Below are 15,871 nucleotides of genomic sequence, written 5' to 3'. Positions count from 1 at the left end.
TATGATGGGAACAACAGGAATTCAAATCGTTATTATTTTAGCTTATATCGGCGTACTTTTCGGTATCAGCTGGTATGTGAAGCGGCGGGCTGCGGATTCTGCCGAAGCCTATGTATTGGCCGGCCGCAAACTTACGACGCCTCTTATTATGGTATCCATCGTCGGCCTTGCCGTCGGCGGTGCCTCGACGATCGGCGTTGCCGAACAGGCTTATAAAGTCGGCTTGTCCGCCGGATGGTATACGGCAGCCTGGGGGATCGGTGCCATTGTCATGGGATTGACGGTCGCCAAGAAGTATCGCCGTCTCAATATTACGACCGTTCCGGAACTCCTTGAACGGTATTATGACCGCCGCAGCATGGTGGCCGGCATTGCCTGCCAGGTTTTGGTACAGCTCGTCGTCATGAGTCTTCAGTACGTAGCCGGCGGCGCCGTCCTGGCAGCCCTCATGCCGGATATTTTCACGCCGGTTACGGGGATGTTCACCAGTGCCGTCGTATTCATCGGGATTACCCTTATCGGCGGCATGTGGTCGGCCAGTCAGTCTAATATCCTCAATGTAACTTTGCAGTACGTCGGCATTACTGTTGCGGCCTTCCTCATCGTGGCGATGGCCGGCGGCATCGATGTCGTAGCCATCCAAGCACCGTCCATGACGTCCATGGATTTCTTCAGCGGCGTGGGACCGATGACGATTGTCACCTGGATCGTCGTCTTGATTACGGTCAATATTTCCCTTCAGGCCATCATCCAGATTTCGCTGGGTGCCAAAGATGTGCAGACGGCCCGCAAAGGCTTTGTCATCGGCGGCCTGGTCATGCTGCCCGTCGGTTTCGTAGCGGCCTTGCTCGGCGTCATTGCATCAGAAATGTATCCTTCTATTTCACCGACAACGGCCTTGCCGCAGCTCATCATGTCGCTTAATCCTTGGATTGCCGGGATTACCTTGGCTTCTTTGTGGGCCGCTGACGTCAGCACGGCCTGCAATTTGCTCTTATCGGCAGCGACGCTGTATTCTCACGATATTCATAAGCAGTTCATTGATCCGCAGATGTCGGATAAGAAGTACATGGCCGTCACCCGTATTTCGGTACTCCTGTTAGGAATCCTTACGCTGGGCTTTGCCCTTACCATCAGCGGCATCATTTCGACGCTCATGGCAGGCTTGTCACTCATGACCGCTTTTGCCGTCATCGTCCTCATGACGATGTATGCGCCGGCTTACTGCTCGCGCCAGGCGGCCTTCTATACGATCATGGCTTCAATCATCGTCCTCATCGCATGGATGGTCATTCCCGCGGTTCGGATTCTGCCCCATGTCATTTATGCTGAATGGATCGTTTGCAGTGTGACCTTCTGCGGTATCAGCCTGGTCTCGAAGAAAGCCATTTCAACGGAAGGGCTGGCTGAAAAGGTCAGCGCTCCGGCCCAGCATTAAAGGGCTACTGCCAGAAGGCGTTGCCGACGGCAAATCCGAGCCAGCAGCAGAGGAAGCCGCCGATGACGTTGAGTGAAAAATAGGCCGCTGCCGACATTAGGTCGCCGGTGCGGACGAGGATCAATAGTTCCATGTTGTACGTCGAAAAGGTCGTAAAACCACCGAGGATGCCGGTTACGAAAAAGAGCTTGACCGTCGGCGGGAGATCGGACGTCTGCGTAAAGAATACGAAGAGGAGGCCGATGCAAAAAGACCCGATGGTGTTGGCCAGAATCGTTCCGTAGGGAAGGCTGACGGCTCCGTAACGAGTTGCCAGTTGGGTGATGCCGTAGCGCAGGGCGGAACCGATGCCGCCGCCGAGGGCGATGAAGATAATTTTTTCCATGAGATTCTCCTTATTATCCATTTTATAAAATACACTAATCTATGTCTTTTATAAGATAGCACGATGTTCCCTTTAGAGCAATGTTTGGGATTGACGATTCGATTGGCTGTTGGCTCATTGACACAATCTGTGATACAATATAGGATACCTAAGATGAGAGCCGTCTCCTGCAGGCGACTTGGTGAATCTCGAAGGAGTTGCACGGAAAGCTCCCTTAGCCGGGGAGCTTTTGCCGTATAAAGGGGGAATGTCGATGAGCTGGCAAATAGAGAAGGCACTGGATGAACTGGTGAGTCAGGAAACCGGTGCCGTCGTCTATCCCTTTGGGACGCGGCGGGCTATGGCCATTTGCTATCCCAATACGTATGACGTAGCCATGAGTAATTTGGGGATGCAGATTATTTACCGCGAAGTAAACGGCCGCGAAGACTGGCTCTGTGAGAGAGCCTTCCTGCCCGATAAAGACTTGATGAAAGTCTTTGAAAAAACGGGGGAACCCCTGGTGTCTTTAGAAAACAGACGGCCCCTCTCCGATTTTGAAATTCTGGGTTTTTCCGTCAGTTTTGAAATGGACTATTTCAACGTGCCTTCTATTTTGGAGATGGGGCGTATCCCTGTTTTAGCATCTGATCGCGGAGATGACGATACGCTGGTCGTCATGGGCGGCCCGGTGGCCTTTTTTAATCCCGAACCCTTATCACCCTTTATCGATGTCGTCCTGGTCGGTGAAGGGGAAGGCTTTATTCATGCCTTCCTCGATGCCTATGGAAAAGCAAAGGAGCAGCATTTAGGGCGTCATGACCTCTTGCGCTACTTGGCTCAGCACGTGCCGGGCGTCTATGTACCGTCCTTATACCGACACGAATACGACGAAGACGGCCATCTCCTGCGAATCGTCCCGGAAGAAGGGATTCCGGCGAAGGTGGAACGGCAATGGCGGGAACTGACCCAGCCGGCAGAAACGGTCATTGCCACGCCGAATACGGAATTCGGTGCCATGTATCTCATTGAAATCGCCAGGGGCTGCGGCCGTCACTGCCGCTTCTGTATGGCCGGGTACTGCTACCGCAGACCTCGTGTTCGTCCCTTGGAATACGTCAAATCAGCCGTTCTCCGCGGCAAAGAATTGGGAAAGAAAATCGGCCTCATGGGGGCCGCTATTTCAGATTATCCTTATATTGACGAATTAGTCACCTTTATCCGTAACCAAGGTATGGGCTTTTCCTGTGCCTCTTTGCGGGCCGATTCGATTACACCGACCATTGTAAAAGGACTGGCCGAGAGCGGCCAAAAGACGATTACCCTGGCACCGGAAGCGGGCAGTAAACGGATGCGGGATATCATCAATAAGGGCATCACGGAAGAACATCTGCTGAAATCCATCGACCTTGCAACGGAAGCCGGAATCCGTCACGTGCGCATGTACATCATGGTCGGCCTGCCGATGGAAACCGATGCCGATATTGAAGGCATCGTCGACATGACCCGCCGGGTCCAAGAGCATATGAAGGCCATCGGCAATACGAGCCGTATTACCTTAAGCATCAATCCCTTTATCCCCAAACCGCTGACGCCGTTTCAGTGGATGGCCATGGCCGACAAGAAAGTCGTCGAAAAAAGGCTGGCCTTTTTAAAGAAGTCCTTAAAAGATAAACAGATTGAGCTGCTCATCGAGCCCCTGCGGTCCGCTTATATCCAAGGCGTCCTGTCCCGCGGCGATCGGCGCGTCGGTCAGGTTCTGGCTAAAGCTTGTGAATACGGCGGCGTCAAGGGCTGGAAAAGAGCAGCGAAAGAGCTTCATTTTAATATTGACGGATTTTTATATGACCAGCGGCCCCTCGATGCGGTCCTTCCTTGGGATACCCTTGATCCCGGGTTGGTACCGACGTATCTGACCGATGAATTAAAGAAGGCTGAAGCCGGCGACTATACCTTGCCGTGTTTTGACGGCTGCCGCCGCTGTCATATTTGTGGAGGCTAAGATGACTAAGTGGGTAGAACATGAAAACGGAATTGGTTGGGAAGAAAGCACGTTATTGGCTGATGCCGGGCTGCGTCACGGTGTGACCGGCCGCAGCGGCGGCGTCAGTGAAGGCCCCTTTCTATCCCTCAATTTAGGCCTTCACGTCGAGGACCGGACGCAGGATGTCCTCGAAAACAGGCGGCGTCTCTGTGCCCTTTTGGGCTGTGACCTGCAGCAGCTGACGACGGCCCGGCAGACCCATGAGGATCATATCGTCGCTGTCGGCCCGACTGAAATCGGCCGCGGTGCCGGAAGCTATGGCGATGCCTTTCCCCATACGGACTCCCTCATGACGAATATTCCCGGCGTGCCGCTCATGATGTGTATTGCCGACTGCGTGCCGGTTATATTGTTTGATCCGGTAAAAAGAGTCTGTGCCGTCGTTCATGATGGTTGGCGAGGGACGGCGCAGAGGCTGGCGGCTAAAACCGTGCTGGCCATGCAGCTGGCCTATGGTTCCAAACCGAAAGATATATTGGCCTATATCGGACCGTCTATTTCAAAAGCGCATTTTGAAGTCAGTGAAGATACCGCTATGACTTTTCGGCATCTGGGGCCGGCTTATGGCGAGTGTGCAGTTCAGCATGAAGGAACCTGGCGAGTCGATTTATGGAAGGCCAATCATCTTCTCTTGACCGATGCCGGCTTAATTCCGGAGCATATCGAGACGACGGAAAGCTGTGTCTTTGACCGCGACGACCGGTTCTTTTCGTATCGCCGTGACGGCGGTCATACAGGCCGCATGGGCGCCTTTGCGATTTTGTAAAAGCAGATGAATAAATTTTTAAATATGACTAGCTTTTATAGGACTAACTATATATAATAAAAGAAGTGTAATGTTTTATAAATACATGTAATTGCATGCACGACGGAGGGATAGGCTTGATTAAGGAAAATCTTGAGGCAGTACACAAGAAAATTGCTGATGCAGCTGCCCGTGTCGGCAGAACTGACAAAATTACGCTTGTTGCAGTGACGAAGAATCATCCCGTAGAGATGATGGAAGAGGCCGCCCGGTGCGGTGTGACCGATGTCGGTGAAAACCGTGTCCAGGAAGCGATGCAAAAATTAGAGGCTTTTCCGGATAATGGATTGACCTGGCATTTAATCGGACATTTACAGACCAATAAGGCGAAACATGCCGTAGAACACTTCCATCTGATTCATTCCATTGATTCGGAGCACTTGCTGAAAGCGGTAAATAAGGAAGCCGGCAAGATCGGGAAGGTGCAGGATATCCTTTTACAGGTCAATGTAGCCCGCGAAGAAAGTAAATTTGGAATGGAAGTCGAAGATTTTCCGGCGATTTGTGAACTGGCAAAGGGGTTGGATCACGTCTGTGTTCGGGGGCTGATGTGTATGGCGCCCAATTATGAAAACGTTGAGGACGTACGGCCCATATTCCGCATTGCCCGCGCTTTATATGAAGATATGAAGCCGAAATTTCCGGAAGGCCAGATCCAGTATCTGTCCATGGGGATGACCCATGACTTTGAAATAGCAATTGAAGAAGGCGCCAATGTCGTCCGCGTCGGCACGGCAATCTTTGGGGCACGTAATTACTAAGGAGGAGTATTTACTATGAAGAAGTCAAAGAATATGTGGAATAGATTCGTAAATGTCGTGAGCGGCGTCGGTGGTGTCAATGAAGACGACGAATTTGAAACGGACGAATATGAAGACGAATTGGAATATGAAGAAGAACGCGTACCGCGCCGTACTCCTGCCGTAGCACCGACTCGTACCAGCGTCAACTATACGCCGACTCCGGCCAAACCGCTGCGCATGGTCATCGTCGAACCGGAAACCTTCGATGATTCTCAGAGCATTGCTGATTACATCCGCGACCGTAAACCGGTTGTCATCAACTTTGAAGCGACGCCGGAAGACGTAGCTAAGCGCGTCGTCGACTTCGTCAGCGGCGCTACCTATGCCATCGACGGCAATATTCAGAAGGTCGGCAAGGAAATCTTCCTCTGCGTACCCAGCAATGTTACTGTAGATCATGGGAAACGCGATGACTACAGCGATTTTAATGCCCCGCCTCTTACGTGGAATGCCGGCGGCACGAATAATGACAACAACGGCGGAAATACACCGCTTCGTTAATGATTGAGGGATTGTTTTGAAGAATAGAGATAGAATTATCCGTTATTATCAAGGGACGGATAACGGTGAATTGGCTGCCCGTCTTATTGACCTGGCAGACAGTACAGCCAAGGGACGTCCTTATGCCGTCAGTGAGTTTGTATCACCCGGTACCGTCCAAATCGGAGAGACCATTCAGGCTCATGTGCCGTCTTTGGTACTTCGCACTTCCGGTGGTTACGAAGGGGCTGAACGAGTCAGATTGGCTTTTGTCAGTGTCGACTATGACGGTCCCGTCGATTTTGGAATTACGGCCTGCAAGCTGAGTTGGGATGACCGCTATCGCCTCTTAGGGCATCGCGATGTCCTGGGCTCGCTCATGAGCCTCGGCATCGACCGGGGACGTTTCGGCGACATCATCATGCAGGATGCCGGAGCGGTACTGTTGGCGGAAACTCCGTTGGTCCCTTATTTACAGCAGAACTTTACGAAAATCGCGATGGTATCCGTTGCGATTGAAGAAATATCCCTGAGCGATATTGCGCCGCGTCAGGAAAAAGTGAAAGAAATCAAAACGACGGTGGCCTCGCTTCGCCTGGATGCCATCGTTTCATCGGGGTTTGGCATTTCCCGCACGAAAGCGGCCGATGCGATTAAGGGCGAACGGGTACAGGTCAATTGGCAGCCCGCCAAAGGGCCCAGTCAGGAAGTTCGTCAAGGCGATGTCATTTCTCTCCGCGGCAAAGGGCGGATGGAGCTGGCCGAAATTACCGGAACGTCGCGAAAAGGTCGAACCGGCGTGCTGTTAAAGCGCTATATGTAGTTCCCTTTGTACGGAGGAGATACCACCATGCTTACACCTATGGATATTCATAATAAAGAGTTTAAACGCGGCTTTCGTGGCTACAGCGAGGAAGATGTCGATGCTTTCATGAATAATATTGCCAGCGACTATGAAAAAGTGTACCGGGAGTATTGTGAACTGAAAGAACGGTGTGACAGCCTGCAGGATAAGCTGACACAGTATGAAAAAATGGAAGCAACCATGAACAGTACGCTTATGTTGGCTCAGCAGACGGCTGAAAATGTTAAGGTTTCGGCCCGTAAGGAAGCGGATTTGATTTTACAGGAAGCCGAAAGTAAAAAGCAGAAGATGCTGGATGAAACGATGATGAGCCTGCAGAATTCCCAGCAGGAATGGGAAAAGCTCAAGGCTCAAACGGGAGCATACCGCGCAAAATGTCGGGCTATATTGACCAGCCAGCTGCGGCTGCTCGATGATATGGCGGCTGACGGTGAAGGCAAAGAAAACGATAATATGGCTTCGTCTGTTTCTGTCAGCGAAAAATCGGCTCAGCCGGTCCGCCCCGACCAGGGACGTCAGGATAGCGGCAAAAAAGATGCCCCTAAATCCAAATAATACGTGTTTCATGAATATGCTCTCTTTCAGGTATGACATATGTTAGACCCGGCGGGGAGTATATTTATTTATAGGAGGAACGACGATGAAGAAGCTTTTTTTGTTACTGGCAGCCTGCCTTCTTTTGGGCGTTGTAAGTCCGGCCGGTGCCTATAACCCTTATGCGCCGAATCAATTTGACAGCGTCGACCGGAGTTCTTGGGAATACAAGGCCGTCTACGCTTTGTCTGAAGCCGGGTTGACCGGGGCGCCGATGGAACGGTTCGACCGTTCTTATAACTTGACGCGTTATGAAGTGACGTCTATGATCGCCGTGGCTATGAAGAACCGCAGTAGGGCTACAGAAGCTCAACAGAAATCTATAGACAGACTGGCTAAAAGCTATGCCGATGATTTGCAGTATCTTACGGATACACCCCAAAAAGCGGACGATGCGCCGAAAGGTGTCGCTTTTGACTGGAAGGGAGCTAATAAATAATGGAACCCATTAAGATGATTACAATCGACCTCGACGGGACACTCCTTCGCAGTGACGGTTCCGTTTCGGACTACACCGTAAAAACGCTGCAAAAAGCCCGTCAGAAGGGCGTCATCGTCGCCATTGCTACGGGCCGTATGTACCAGACGGCAAAGGCTTATGGCGAACGGCTGGCTTTAGGCGACAGCCCGATGCTGCTCTTTGCCGGCGGTCTGATTGAAACCTTGGAATCAAAGAAAATCCTCTTTCAGCAGACTATTTCTCAGCAAGATGCCCAGGCGCTGGTCAACTTGGCACGGGAACAGTCCTGGCAGATGCAGACCTATATTGACGACGTACTGCGGGTTGAACTCGATGAACCGTGGGTTCGTGACTATGAACGAATTACCAAAGTCAAGGCCGTCATCTGCGGGGATGAATTTTATCGGGTCCAGGGTGACTGCAATAAACTCCTCAGCCGCGGTGTACATGAAGAGCTCTTAGGCCGCAAGGCTCTTATTGAAAAGACTTTTCCCGGCCGATTTAATATCCTGTTTTCCGATTTGACTTTTTTGGAAATCATGCCCCTTGGCGTCGATAAGGGCCGTGGTATCCGCCGCCTTGGTGAGATCTATCAGATTGAGCCGAAAAACATCATGGCCATCGGCGATTCGCAAAACGATTTGGACATGCTGAAAGCGGCCGGTTTTTCCGTGGCCATGGCTAATGCGGGACAGGAAGTCAAGGATGCAGCTGACTACGTCACCTTGTCGAATGATGAAGACGGCGTAGCCGCTGTCGTCGAGAAATTTGTATTGTAATAGGAGGTTCTTATGGACCATTTTCACTTAATTATCGTCACCGGCATGTCCGGCGCCGGCAAAACCCATGCCGTTCAAGTCTTAGAGGATATCGGCTATTTTTGCATCGACAACATTCCGCCGGTATTGATCCCTAAGTTTGCCGAGTTATGCATCAAAGGCGGTGAAAGGGTGCGCCATGTTGCCCTCATTGCCGATATTCGCGGCGGTGAATTTTTTGATGCCATGAGTCAGTGCCTGAAGGATCTGAAGGATTTGAAAGAAGAAGGAATTTCTTATGAAATCGTCTTTATTGAAGCTTCTGATCAGGCTTTGGTCCGCCGCTATAAAGAAACTCGCCGCGTTCACCCGTTGGCCCCTCACGGCCGCATCAGTCAGGGGATTGCCGAAGAACGAAAACGCCTGGCTTCTTTGCGGAGAAAGGCCGATTTTATTATCGATACGTCTAATTTGCAGCCGAAACAGCTGAAGGAAATCCTGGTGAAGCGCTATGCTATTACAGACAGCAAAAAGAGTATGACTGTCACCGTCGTCTCTTTCGGCTTCAAGCATGGGATGCCCATTGATGCCGATATCGTTGAAGACGTTCGCTTCCTGCCGAACCCTTATTATATTGACGATTTCCGCCATAAGTCGGGCCGCGTTCCCTGCGTGCGGGAGTACGTTGAAAGTTTTCCTATTACCCAAGTATATAAGGAAAAATGGTTCGATATGATTGATTTTCTCCTGCCTAATTACGAACGAGAAGGCAAGAGTCAATTAGTCATTGCCGTCGGCTGTACCGGCGGGATGCACCGCAGTGTCTGCATGGCAGAAGCCATGTACAAACACTTGCGGGACAACGGCGTCGATGTATCCATCGAACACCGCGATATTCAGAAAAACGACGTTGAAGAAGATGCGCCGGGGTACGAAGGCGAAGCCTAGGAGGTACTGTCATGCGTTTTATGAAATGGTTGCATCCGGGACTGCATATTAAGCGCTGGCTCTTCCTTTTCGGGCTGGGCATGATGTTTTCCAGCTTCGGCATTATCCTGACTTTTAACTATCAGTGGTTGGGGGAAGTGGAAGAGTGGGCTTTCCGGTTGCTCTATGAAATGACGGGGCACTATAATTATACGATTTTGGCTAGTTTGGGTATCTTTGTCATTATCGTCGGCATGGCCATTATGGGCTGGGCGACGCGGCGGCTCATACGGACCATGATCGGTGTCGTCATGCCCGGTGAATCGGGAAATTTCAGCGATTTGATTTTTTCTAAATTTCAGCTTTCGAAAGGGCCGAAAGTCGTCGTCATCGGCGGTGGTACGGGTCTGTCCGTCATGCTGCGCGGGCTCAAGTCGAAGACGTATAATCTGACGGCTGTCGTCACCGTTGCCGATGATGGCGGTTCGACCGGGCGGATCCGCGAAGACCTGGATATTATTGCACCCGGTGATTTACGAAACTGTCTGGTTGCCATGGCCGATAAAGAAGGTCTCATGGAACAGCTTTTTGCCCATCGCTTTGGCGGCTCCGGTGACTTAACCGGTCACAGTTTTGGCAACCTCTTTATTGCTGCACTCATCGAGGTCCTTGGCGACGTCGAAGAAGCGATGGATGCGACCAGTAAAATTCTGCGTGTCCGCGGCAAAGTCATTCCGTCATCGGCAGAAAAAATCAGGCTCAATGCCAAGATGACCGATGGGCGCATCATCGAAGGTGAGTCGCAGATTCCTCATGCCCATGGCCGGATCAAGAGCGTCTTTACGACGCCGGAACATCCCAAGGCTATCCGGTCGGCTGTCGACGCTATCAAAGGTGCCGATGCCATCGTCTTAGGGCCGGGGAGCCTCTATACGAGCATCATGCCCAATCTGTGCGTCCCTGATATCATCGAAGCTATCCGAGACAGTAAAGCGCCTAAAATTTATATTTGCAACGTCATGACCCAGAAGGGGGAAACGGATGACTATACCGTCTCCGATCATGTCAAGGCCATCAATAAGCAGGCCGGCGACAAGATCATCGATTTTGTCATTGCCAATAATGGTGACGTCGATCCGGCTGTGCTGCAGCGTTATGTGGCCCACGGTTCTCATCCGGTCATCATTGATAAAAAAGAAATTGGCGAAACCGGCGCTACGCTGATCCTGTCGGATCTCATCAATAAAGAAAACAGTGCGACTCACGATACGAAAAAGCTGGCGAACGTTCTCTTTGATTTGATCAATGCTCTGCGGACCGATTTATCGCCGGAATTACTTCACTATTATCTCAAGCGTTATACCCTTACCCACCGTTAGGAGGCGGCAGCCATTGTCTTTTGCGGAAGAAGTGAAAAATGAGATTGCCCATTATAAACCGGAGAACGCCGCTTGCCGCTTTGCCGAACTGGCAGCCCTCCTTTGCATGGGCGGATCCCTGATTCTCGGCTCTCACGGGATGATTGGTATCGAATTCAGTACGTCTAACAATGCCGTTGCCCGAAAGGTACTGAAGATGTGGATGAAGGCTTTTCCCGTCCGTCCGGAAGTGCGGGTCCGCCAGGGGCTGCGCTTGCGAAAAAAAAATTATTATATCCTGCGTGTCTCACCGTCTCCGGAGAGTACGAGGATTTTGCGCGACTTGTCCCTCTTTCCGACGGATACGGAATTTTCTGCCATCGACCTGCGTAAGGTTGAGTGTCAGCGTGCCTTTTTGCGAGGCGCCTTTATGGGTGGCGGATCTGTCAATCAACCACAGCGGGACTACCATTTGGAATTGGTAACGGGCAATGCGGCCTTTGCAGAAAAGCTGCTCAAAATCATGCGCCGCTTCCGTTTGCCGGCCAAGATTACCGACCGCAAGGGCGATTATTTGGTCTATATAAAAGAAGGGAACGGCGTGTCCCATTTCCTGCAGTATATCGGGGCTGCCCAAGCCTATCTTACCTTTGAAGAAGTTCGTGTCGTAAAGGAGATGCGAAACAACGTCAATCGTGTCGTCAACTGCGAAACGGCGAATCTTCAGAAAACGGTCGATGCCGCTGTTCGCCAGCGCCAGGCTATTACCCGTATTCAGGAATCGGGACTTTATCAGCGTATGTCGGCTAAGCTTCGCGAAGCGGCAGAACTGCGCATGGCCAATCCGGAGGCTTCGATGAGCGAATTGGCGGCTCAGTCAGGATTGACAAAGTCCGGATTAACTCATCGATTCAAAAAAATTGCCGATATAGCAAAACAGATAGAAGGTCAACAACATGATGAACATTAAGAAACTATGTACCTATATTGCCGGTCTTTTGACGGCCTTTATCCCTATGGGGACCCCATTGGCGGCCGGATTTCCGGGAATCGACGATTCAGAGGTCATGAGCCGGGTTGTCGTTCAACCGATGAAGTCCATTTCGATGACGCCGCCTATTGATACGGGGACGCTGCTCTTATCTGACAGTCCGGAATATGCCGAAAACGACGGCATTCTCTATGGGGACATGGTCAGCGGTGATGTACGCCTTTACTTTTATCATGTCAATCAGCAGCCGACAGACCGCAAAATCGTAGCCATGCTGTATAATCCCCATGACTATCCGATTGACGCCTTCCTTCAAGGCTATCAATATACGCGTCCCAGTACCGATTATTATCAGGTCGGCAAGGAACTGTCGACCCTGTATTATGAAGGGAATATGACGGTCAATAAGGTTACGGTACAGCCTCATGATTATGCCTTAGTCGGACAACGGCTCAATGAAGTCGTCGTCCATCCGGATCAGCTCTTTTCAGGCATCATCAACGTCAGCCTTCCGGAACCGATGATTCTGTCGTCCATGATTTTGCCGGTTAAAGAAGATCCGACAGCCTTTGTCCGTAAGCTTCAGTACCTGCCCAGTGACTCCGTCAAACTGCGGGGAACTTTTCACGGCAAAGACCGCTTCATGAGCACCCTTACGCCTTACTCTACGGACAGCGGCATCGGCTATATCCTCTTGGCGGACGGTGTCATGGACCGCTTTCTGCAAGGACGGGACGTCATGGATAATCGCTCGTCGCAAGATACGGGAAACTATGGCCTCGATTACACCATTCATCTGCGTACCCAAGGGACCGGAGACATTCACCTCTATTTTAATCCCCAAGGCGGTGAATATGCCGGTGTTACAGAGCTTATCTACAGCGATCCTCAGCGCGGAGAAGATAAAAAAATCGTGGAATTGCCTCGTCATCGTCATTCTATGGGACTCAATGACCCTTATGCCATGGAATACGTGGATACCTTCCCGGCCGGGACGGATATGACCATTCACATCATGCCGCCAGGCGCGGCCAACTTGCCGGTTCGCTTCCTGGTCGTACCGGATAGTAAGCTTCAGCCTATTCGCGAAGCCGTACAGAGCTCGCGTGAAGCAGAAGAACGGCGGGTTGCCGAAGCCGAATCCAGACGGAAAGCTGCTCGTCGTGATACGACGATTCAGCCTGAAGAACTCCAGTCTGACAATCAGACGCCCTTTACGTCTCTGAAGGACCGCATGGCAAAGCTGCAGCAGCCACAGAAAAAGTAAGCATAAGAAAACAGCCATCCCGATGGATGGCTGTTTTCTTATGCTGTTGACGGTCGACACCGTTCGAATGAATAGAGACTTTACGCTTTATTTATTCGGTGCTGTGCCAAACCATTTCTGATAGATTTTGTCGTACGTTCCGTCTGCCTTGAGTTCTTTTAAGGCCTGGTTGACCTGGTCAGTCAGTTCCTGTTTGTCTTTACTGATCCCCATGGCTACACCGCGAGAGGTGATCGGAGCACCGACGAGTTTGAGCTTGTCTTTGCCGCCCTGCTGAAGATAGTACTGGGCGACGGCCTGGTCGATAGAGACGGCGTCACATGTGCCGGCTTCGAGTTCCATCCAGCCTTGTGTATTGGTGTCGAACTCCTTGACATTGGCACCGTGTTCACGGGCATAGTCGGCCGCTTTTGAGCCGACCTGGGCGCCGACGGTCTTTCCGGCGATGGAATCATAACCGGTAATATCCGTATTGCCTACGGGAACGACGATGGTGTAGCCGCCCTGATAGTAGACGTCCGTGAAGTTGATCTGTTTCTTCCGTTCTTCCGTCGCATCCATGCCGGCGGCGATGATGTCAATCTGGCCGCTCTTCAAGGCCGGAATCAAGGCGTCGAAGCCGAGGTTCTTGACTTCCATCTTGTAGCCTAACTTATCGCAGATTGCCTGGGCTAAATCGATATCGAAGCCGACGTCCTTATCATTTTCCGTAAATTCAAAAGGCGGGAAGGTCGGTTCCGTCCCGACGATGAGTGTCTTGTCTCCCTTCGCACCGGCGGACTGTTCTGTGCTGCCGCCGCAGCCCGCGAGTAAGGTCAAGGCAGCTATCGAAGCCGCTGCCAAGGTCATCACTTTTTTCTTCATCATAGTAGGTTCCTCCAATTAGGGAATATCAAGGATATCGCTGAGGTCTTTCATGATTGCCACATGGGGCAGGGGAAGGAAATCCGGCTCCGATGTCGTTCCTGTCGTTACGGCAGCAAAGGCGACGCCTGCATTTTGTGCAGCCTTGGCATCGATGGTATTGTCGCCGATGTAAAGGACGTCTTTTTTATCCAGCCCGAAATGGTCGCAGACCCGATTGATTCCATCCGGTGCAGGTTTTGCATTGTCCACGTCTTCCATGCCGACGACGAGGTCGATGAGGGACTCCATGGCGTATTTACGGAGCGTTTCGTTAATGCGCGAACGGGTCTTGGTCGATACGATACAGCAGCGGCTTCCCCTTTCCTTCAGGGCCTTTAAAACCGGCAGGGTCTCTGGATAGAGATGGGTATTGGCCGTCATATACTTGTCGGAGAAGCGGACTTTATATTCCTTAATCAGTTCATAGATCCGGTCCGGGTCCGTTTCGCCGGTAAGGCTTTTCATGGCATCGTACATGGTCATGCCGATCGTACGGCGAATGGCGTCTTCGGGAATGCCTTCATAGCCTTCGGCTTCAAAGAGGAGCTGGAAGCACATGACGATACCCTTTTCCGAGTTGGCCAAAGTGTAGTCGAAGTCGAAGATATATGTCTTATACATGGATTACATCTGCGGGTCGACGCCGAACCATTTTTTGTAGAGTTTCGCATACGTTCCGTCTGCTTTGAGGTCAGCCAAGGCCTTATTGACTTTTTCGAGGAGGTCTGTTTTATCTTTTCCGACAGCCATGGCAATACCGGCATCGGTTTTCTTGGAATCACCGACGATTTTGAGGTCCTTGTCGCCGCCTTCTTTCAGATAGTAGAGGGCTACCGACGTGTTGATGATGACGGCATCGCAGGTATTGCTCTGAAGTTCCATCCAGCCCTGGCTGTTGGCATCGTACTGCTTGACCGTTGCGCCGGCTTCCGTTCCGAGGTCTACGCCCTTGGTGCCGACCTGAGTGCCGACCGTCCGGCCTTTGAGGTCATCAAAGCCGTGAATGGTGTCGTTATCCTTGCGGACGACGACGGAATAGCCGTCCTGGAAGTACGGTTCTGTAAAGGAAACTTGTTTCTGTCGTTCCGGAGTAGCGTCCATGCCGGAAGCAATCATGTCGATCTGGCCGCTGCGCAGTGCCGGAATGAGGGCGTCGAAGCCGAGGCTTTTGACTTCAACCTGCATGCCCGTCTTTTCACCGATGGCATTGGCTAAATCAATATCAAAGCCTACATACTTGCCGTTGTCCGTGAATTCAAAAGGCGGGAAAGTCGGTTCCATCCCGACGACGAGGGTTTTCTGCTCATCGGCAGCACCGCCCTGTTTGTCTGCTGAAGAACCACATCCGGCGAGTAAGGTAGCAGCTGCAGCTACAGTTGCCGCCATAACTAAATACTTTTTGTTCATACGTAACAACTCCTGTTCCTTTTTTGTAAACGGAAATAATAAAATACAACTTCCACATAATTATACTATAAAAGGGGACGCCTTTGAAGGGAAACTTTAGGAATCGTCAACTTTTTGCTTGACAAGGAATTCTTGGCGTAGTATACTTAACAAGCTGTCAGGGCGAGAGCCTCAGACGGCCCGGCTGAGACAACAGCCGCGAGAGCACAACTTGAAAGAACTTTCAAAAATGTGCTTGACAAGCTCCTTCGAGTTTGGTAAAATAAACAAGTCGTCGCTACGGCGACACGATGACCTTTGAAAACTGAACAATGATTGAATGAACGCCAGTAAATAGTATAATTATGTGGAAGTTGTATTTTATTATTTCCGTTTACAAAAAAGGAACAGGAGTTGTTACGTAT

The 15,871-nt window shown here is 51.2% G+C and carries 17 protein-coding genes; 13 read left to right on the top strand and 4 right to left on the bottom strand.

Features of this window, described 5'->3' with window-relative positions; translation table 11 throughout:
* The first annotated feature begins 1 nt into the window (after position 1).
* Positions 2-1,438: a sodium:solute symporter family protein gene (locus UCI88_RS01045; RefSeq protein ID WP_255304100.1), complete on the top strand. Its 1,437-nt coding sequence runs from the start codon at positions 2-4 to the stop codon at positions 1,436-1,438.
* A gap of 4 nt (positions 1,439-1,442) precedes the next feature.
* Here the strand turns inward: UCI88_RS01045 and crcB are convergent, their stop codons facing one another.
* A complete protein-coding gene (gene crcB, locus UCI88_RS01040) occupies positions 1,443-1,823 on the bottom strand; it encodes a fluoride efflux transporter CrcB (protein ID WP_044505446.1) in 381 nt (126 codons plus the stop codon).
* A 253-nt stretch (positions 1,824-2,076) separates the two neighbouring features.
* On the opposite strand from crcB, the gene UCI88_RS01035 reads away from it, so the two are divergent.
* The 12 genes from UCI88_RS01035 (at position 2,077) to UCI88_RS00980 (ending at position 13,154) form a co-directional block, all read left to right on the top strand.
* On the top strand, positions 2,077-3,804 hold the full coding sequence (locus tag UCI88_RS01035) for a radical SAM protein (protein WP_256180133.1): 1,728 nt from the start codon (positions 2,077-2,079) through the stop codon (positions 3,802-3,804).
* A 1-nt stretch (position 3,805) separates the two neighbouring features.
* The gene (gene pgeF / locus UCI88_RS01030) at positions 3,806-4,612 is read left to right on the top strand and encodes a peptidoglycan editing factor PgeF (protein ID WP_044505448.1); all 807 of its coding nucleotides are present in this window, start codon (positions 3,806-3,808) and stop codon (positions 4,610-4,612) included.
* A gap of 116 nt (positions 4,613-4,728) precedes the next feature.
* A complete protein-coding gene (locus UCI88_RS01025; protein WP_065359933.1) occupies positions 4,729-5,412 on the top strand; it encodes a YggS family pyridoxal phosphate-dependent enzyme in 684 nt (227 codons plus the stop codon).
* A 15-nt stretch (positions 5,413-5,427) separates the two neighbouring features.
* Positions 5,428-5,955 (top strand): cell division protein SepF, encoded by a 528-nt coding sequence (locus tag UCI88_RS01020; protein WP_044505450.1) that lies wholly within the window; start codon positions 5,428-5,430, stop codon positions 5,953-5,955.
* Positions 5,956-5,971: 16 nt separating this feature from the next.
* Positions 5,972-6,757 carry a YlmH family RNA-binding protein gene (locus UCI88_RS01015; RefSeq protein WP_330023893.1) on the top strand — a complete coding sequence of 262 codons (786 nt, stop codon included), beginning with the start codon at positions 5,972-5,974 and terminating at the stop codon, positions 6,755-6,757.
* A gap of 27 nt (positions 6,758-6,784) precedes the next feature.
* Positions 6,785-7,354 (top strand): DivIVA domain-containing protein, encoded by a 570-nt coding sequence (locus tag UCI88_RS01010; RefSeq protein ID WP_225068879.1) that lies wholly within the window; start codon positions 6,785-6,787, stop codon positions 7,352-7,354.
* A gap of 85 nt (positions 7,355-7,439) precedes the next feature.
* Complete coding sequence (locus UCI88_RS01005) at positions 7,440-7,832, top strand: hypothetical protein (protein ID WP_256180131.1); 393 nt, start codon at positions 7,440-7,442, stop codon at positions 7,830-7,832.
* On the top strand, positions 7,832-8,632 hold the full coding sequence (locus tag UCI88_RS01000) for a Cof-type HAD-IIB family hydrolase (protein WP_256180130.1): 801 nt from the start codon (positions 7,832-7,834) through the stop codon (positions 8,630-8,632). The genes UCI88_RS01005 and UCI88_RS01000 overlap by 1 nt, the downstream gene beginning before the upstream one ends.
* A gap of 12 nt (positions 8,633-8,644) precedes the next feature.
* The gene (rapZ, locus tag UCI88_RS00995; RefSeq protein WP_044505455.1) at positions 8,645-9,559 is read left to right on the top strand and encodes an RNase adapter RapZ; all 915 of its coding nucleotides are present in this window, start codon (positions 8,645-8,647) and stop codon (positions 9,557-9,559) included.
* Positions 9,560-9,570: 11 nt separating this feature from the next.
* Positions 9,571-10,917 carry a gluconeogenesis factor YvcK family protein gene (locus tag UCI88_RS00990; protein WP_044505456.1) on the top strand — a complete coding sequence of 449 codons (1,347 nt, stop codon included), beginning with the start codon at positions 9,571-9,573 and terminating at the stop codon, positions 10,915-10,917.
* Between the two features lie 13 nt (positions 10,918-10,930).
* Positions 10,931-11,866, top strand: coding sequence for a DNA-binding protein WhiA (whiA, locus tag UCI88_RS00985; RefSeq protein ID WP_225068882.1), 936 nt, complete (start codon positions 10,931-10,933; stop codon positions 11,864-11,866).
* A complete protein-coding gene (locus UCI88_RS00980) occupies positions 11,853-13,154 on the top strand; it encodes a hypothetical protein (protein WP_256180129.1) in 1,302 nt (433 codons plus the stop codon). The genes whiA and UCI88_RS00980 overlap by 14 nt, the downstream gene beginning before the upstream one ends.
* A gap of 87 nt (positions 13,155-13,241) precedes the next feature.
* Here the strand turns inward: UCI88_RS00980 and UCI88_RS00975 are convergent, their stop codons facing one another.
* The 3 genes from UCI88_RS00975 to UCI88_RS00965 are packed head-to-tail and all read right to left on the bottom strand — an operon-like array spanning position 13,242 to position 15,467.
* The gene (locus UCI88_RS00975) at positions 13,242-14,018 is read right to left on the bottom strand and encodes a basic amino acid ABC transporter substrate-binding protein (protein ID WP_412098128.1); all 777 of its coding nucleotides are present in this window, start codon (positions 14,016-14,018) and stop codon (positions 13,242-13,244) included.
* Between the two features lie 18 nt (positions 14,019-14,036).
* The gene (locus UCI88_RS00970; RefSeq protein WP_256180128.1) at positions 14,037-14,681 is read right to left on the bottom strand and encodes an HAD family hydrolase; all 645 of its coding nucleotides are present in this window, start codon (positions 14,679-14,681) and stop codon (positions 14,037-14,039) included.
* A 3-nt stretch (positions 14,682-14,684) separates the two neighbouring features.
* Complete coding sequence (locus tag UCI88_RS00965; protein WP_256180127.1) at positions 14,685-15,467, bottom strand: basic amino acid ABC transporter substrate-binding protein; 783 nt, start codon at positions 15,465-15,467, stop codon at positions 14,685-14,687.
* Between the last annotated feature and the right edge of the window lie 404 nt (positions 15,468-15,871).

Origin of the sequence: Megasphaera massiliensis (assembly GCF_036305205.1) — a bacterium.
Classification (GTDB): Bacteria; Bacillota; Negativicutes; order Veillonellales; family Megasphaeraceae; genus Megasphaera; species Megasphaera massiliensis.
This window is presented reverse-complemented; position numbering and strand designations above follow the sequence as displayed.

Excerpts from the sequence above, each read along its gene's own strand:
- UCI88_RS01010 (WP_225068879.1), top strand. The coding sequence starts at position 6,785 with ATGCTTACACCTATGGATATTCATAATAAAGAGTTTAAACGCGGCTTT.
- UCI88_RS00990 (WP_044505456.1), top strand. The coding sequence starts at position 9,571 with ATGCGTTTTATGAAATGGTTGCATCCGGGACTGCATATTAAGCGCTGG.
- UCI88_RS00980 (WP_256180129.1), top strand. The coding sequence starts at position 11,853 with ATGATGAACATTAAGAAACTATGTACCTATATTGCCGGTCTTTTGACG.
- crcB (WP_044505446.1), bottom strand. The coding sequence starts at position 1,823 with ATGGAAAAAATTATCTTCATCGCCCTCGGCGGCGGCATCGGTTCCGCC.
- UCI88_RS01020 (WP_044505450.1), top strand. The coding sequence starts at position 5,428 with ATGAAGAAGTCAAAGAATATGTGGAATAGATTCGTAAATGTCGTGAGC.
- UCI88_RS00965 (WP_256180127.1), bottom strand. The coding sequence starts at position 15,467 with ATGAACAAAAAGTATTTAGTTATGGCGGCAACTGTAGCTGCAGCTGCT.
- UCI88_RS01005 (WP_256180131.1), top strand. The coding sequence starts at position 7,440 with ATGAAGAAGCTTTTTTTGTTACTGGCAGCCTGCCTTCTTTTGGGCGTT.
- rapZ (WP_044505455.1), top strand. The coding sequence starts at position 8,645 with ATGGACCATTTTCACTTAATTATCGTCACCGGCATGTCCGGCGCCGGC.
- UCI88_RS00975 (WP_412098128.1), bottom strand. The coding sequence starts at position 14,018 with ATGAAGAAAAAAGTGATGACCTTGGCAGCGGCTTCGATAGCTGCCTTG.
- UCI88_RS01045 (WP_255304100.1), top strand. The coding sequence starts at position 2 with ATGATGGGAACAACAGGAATTCAAATCGTTATTATTTTAGCTTATATC.
- UCI88_RS00970 (WP_256180128.1), bottom strand. The coding sequence starts at position 14,681 with ATGTATAAGACATATATCTTCGACTTCGACTACACTTTGGCCAACTCG.
- pgeF (WP_044505448.1), top strand. The coding sequence starts at position 3,806 with ATGACTAAGTGGGTAGAACATGAAAACGGAATTGGTTGGGAAGAAAGC.
- UCI88_RS01035 (WP_256180133.1), top strand. The coding sequence starts at position 2,077 with ATGAGCTGGCAAATAGAGAAGGCACTGGATGAACTGGTGAGTCAGGAA.
- UCI88_RS01000 (WP_256180130.1), top strand. The coding sequence starts at position 7,832 with ATGGAACCCATTAAGATGATTACAATCGACCTCGACGGGACACTCCTT.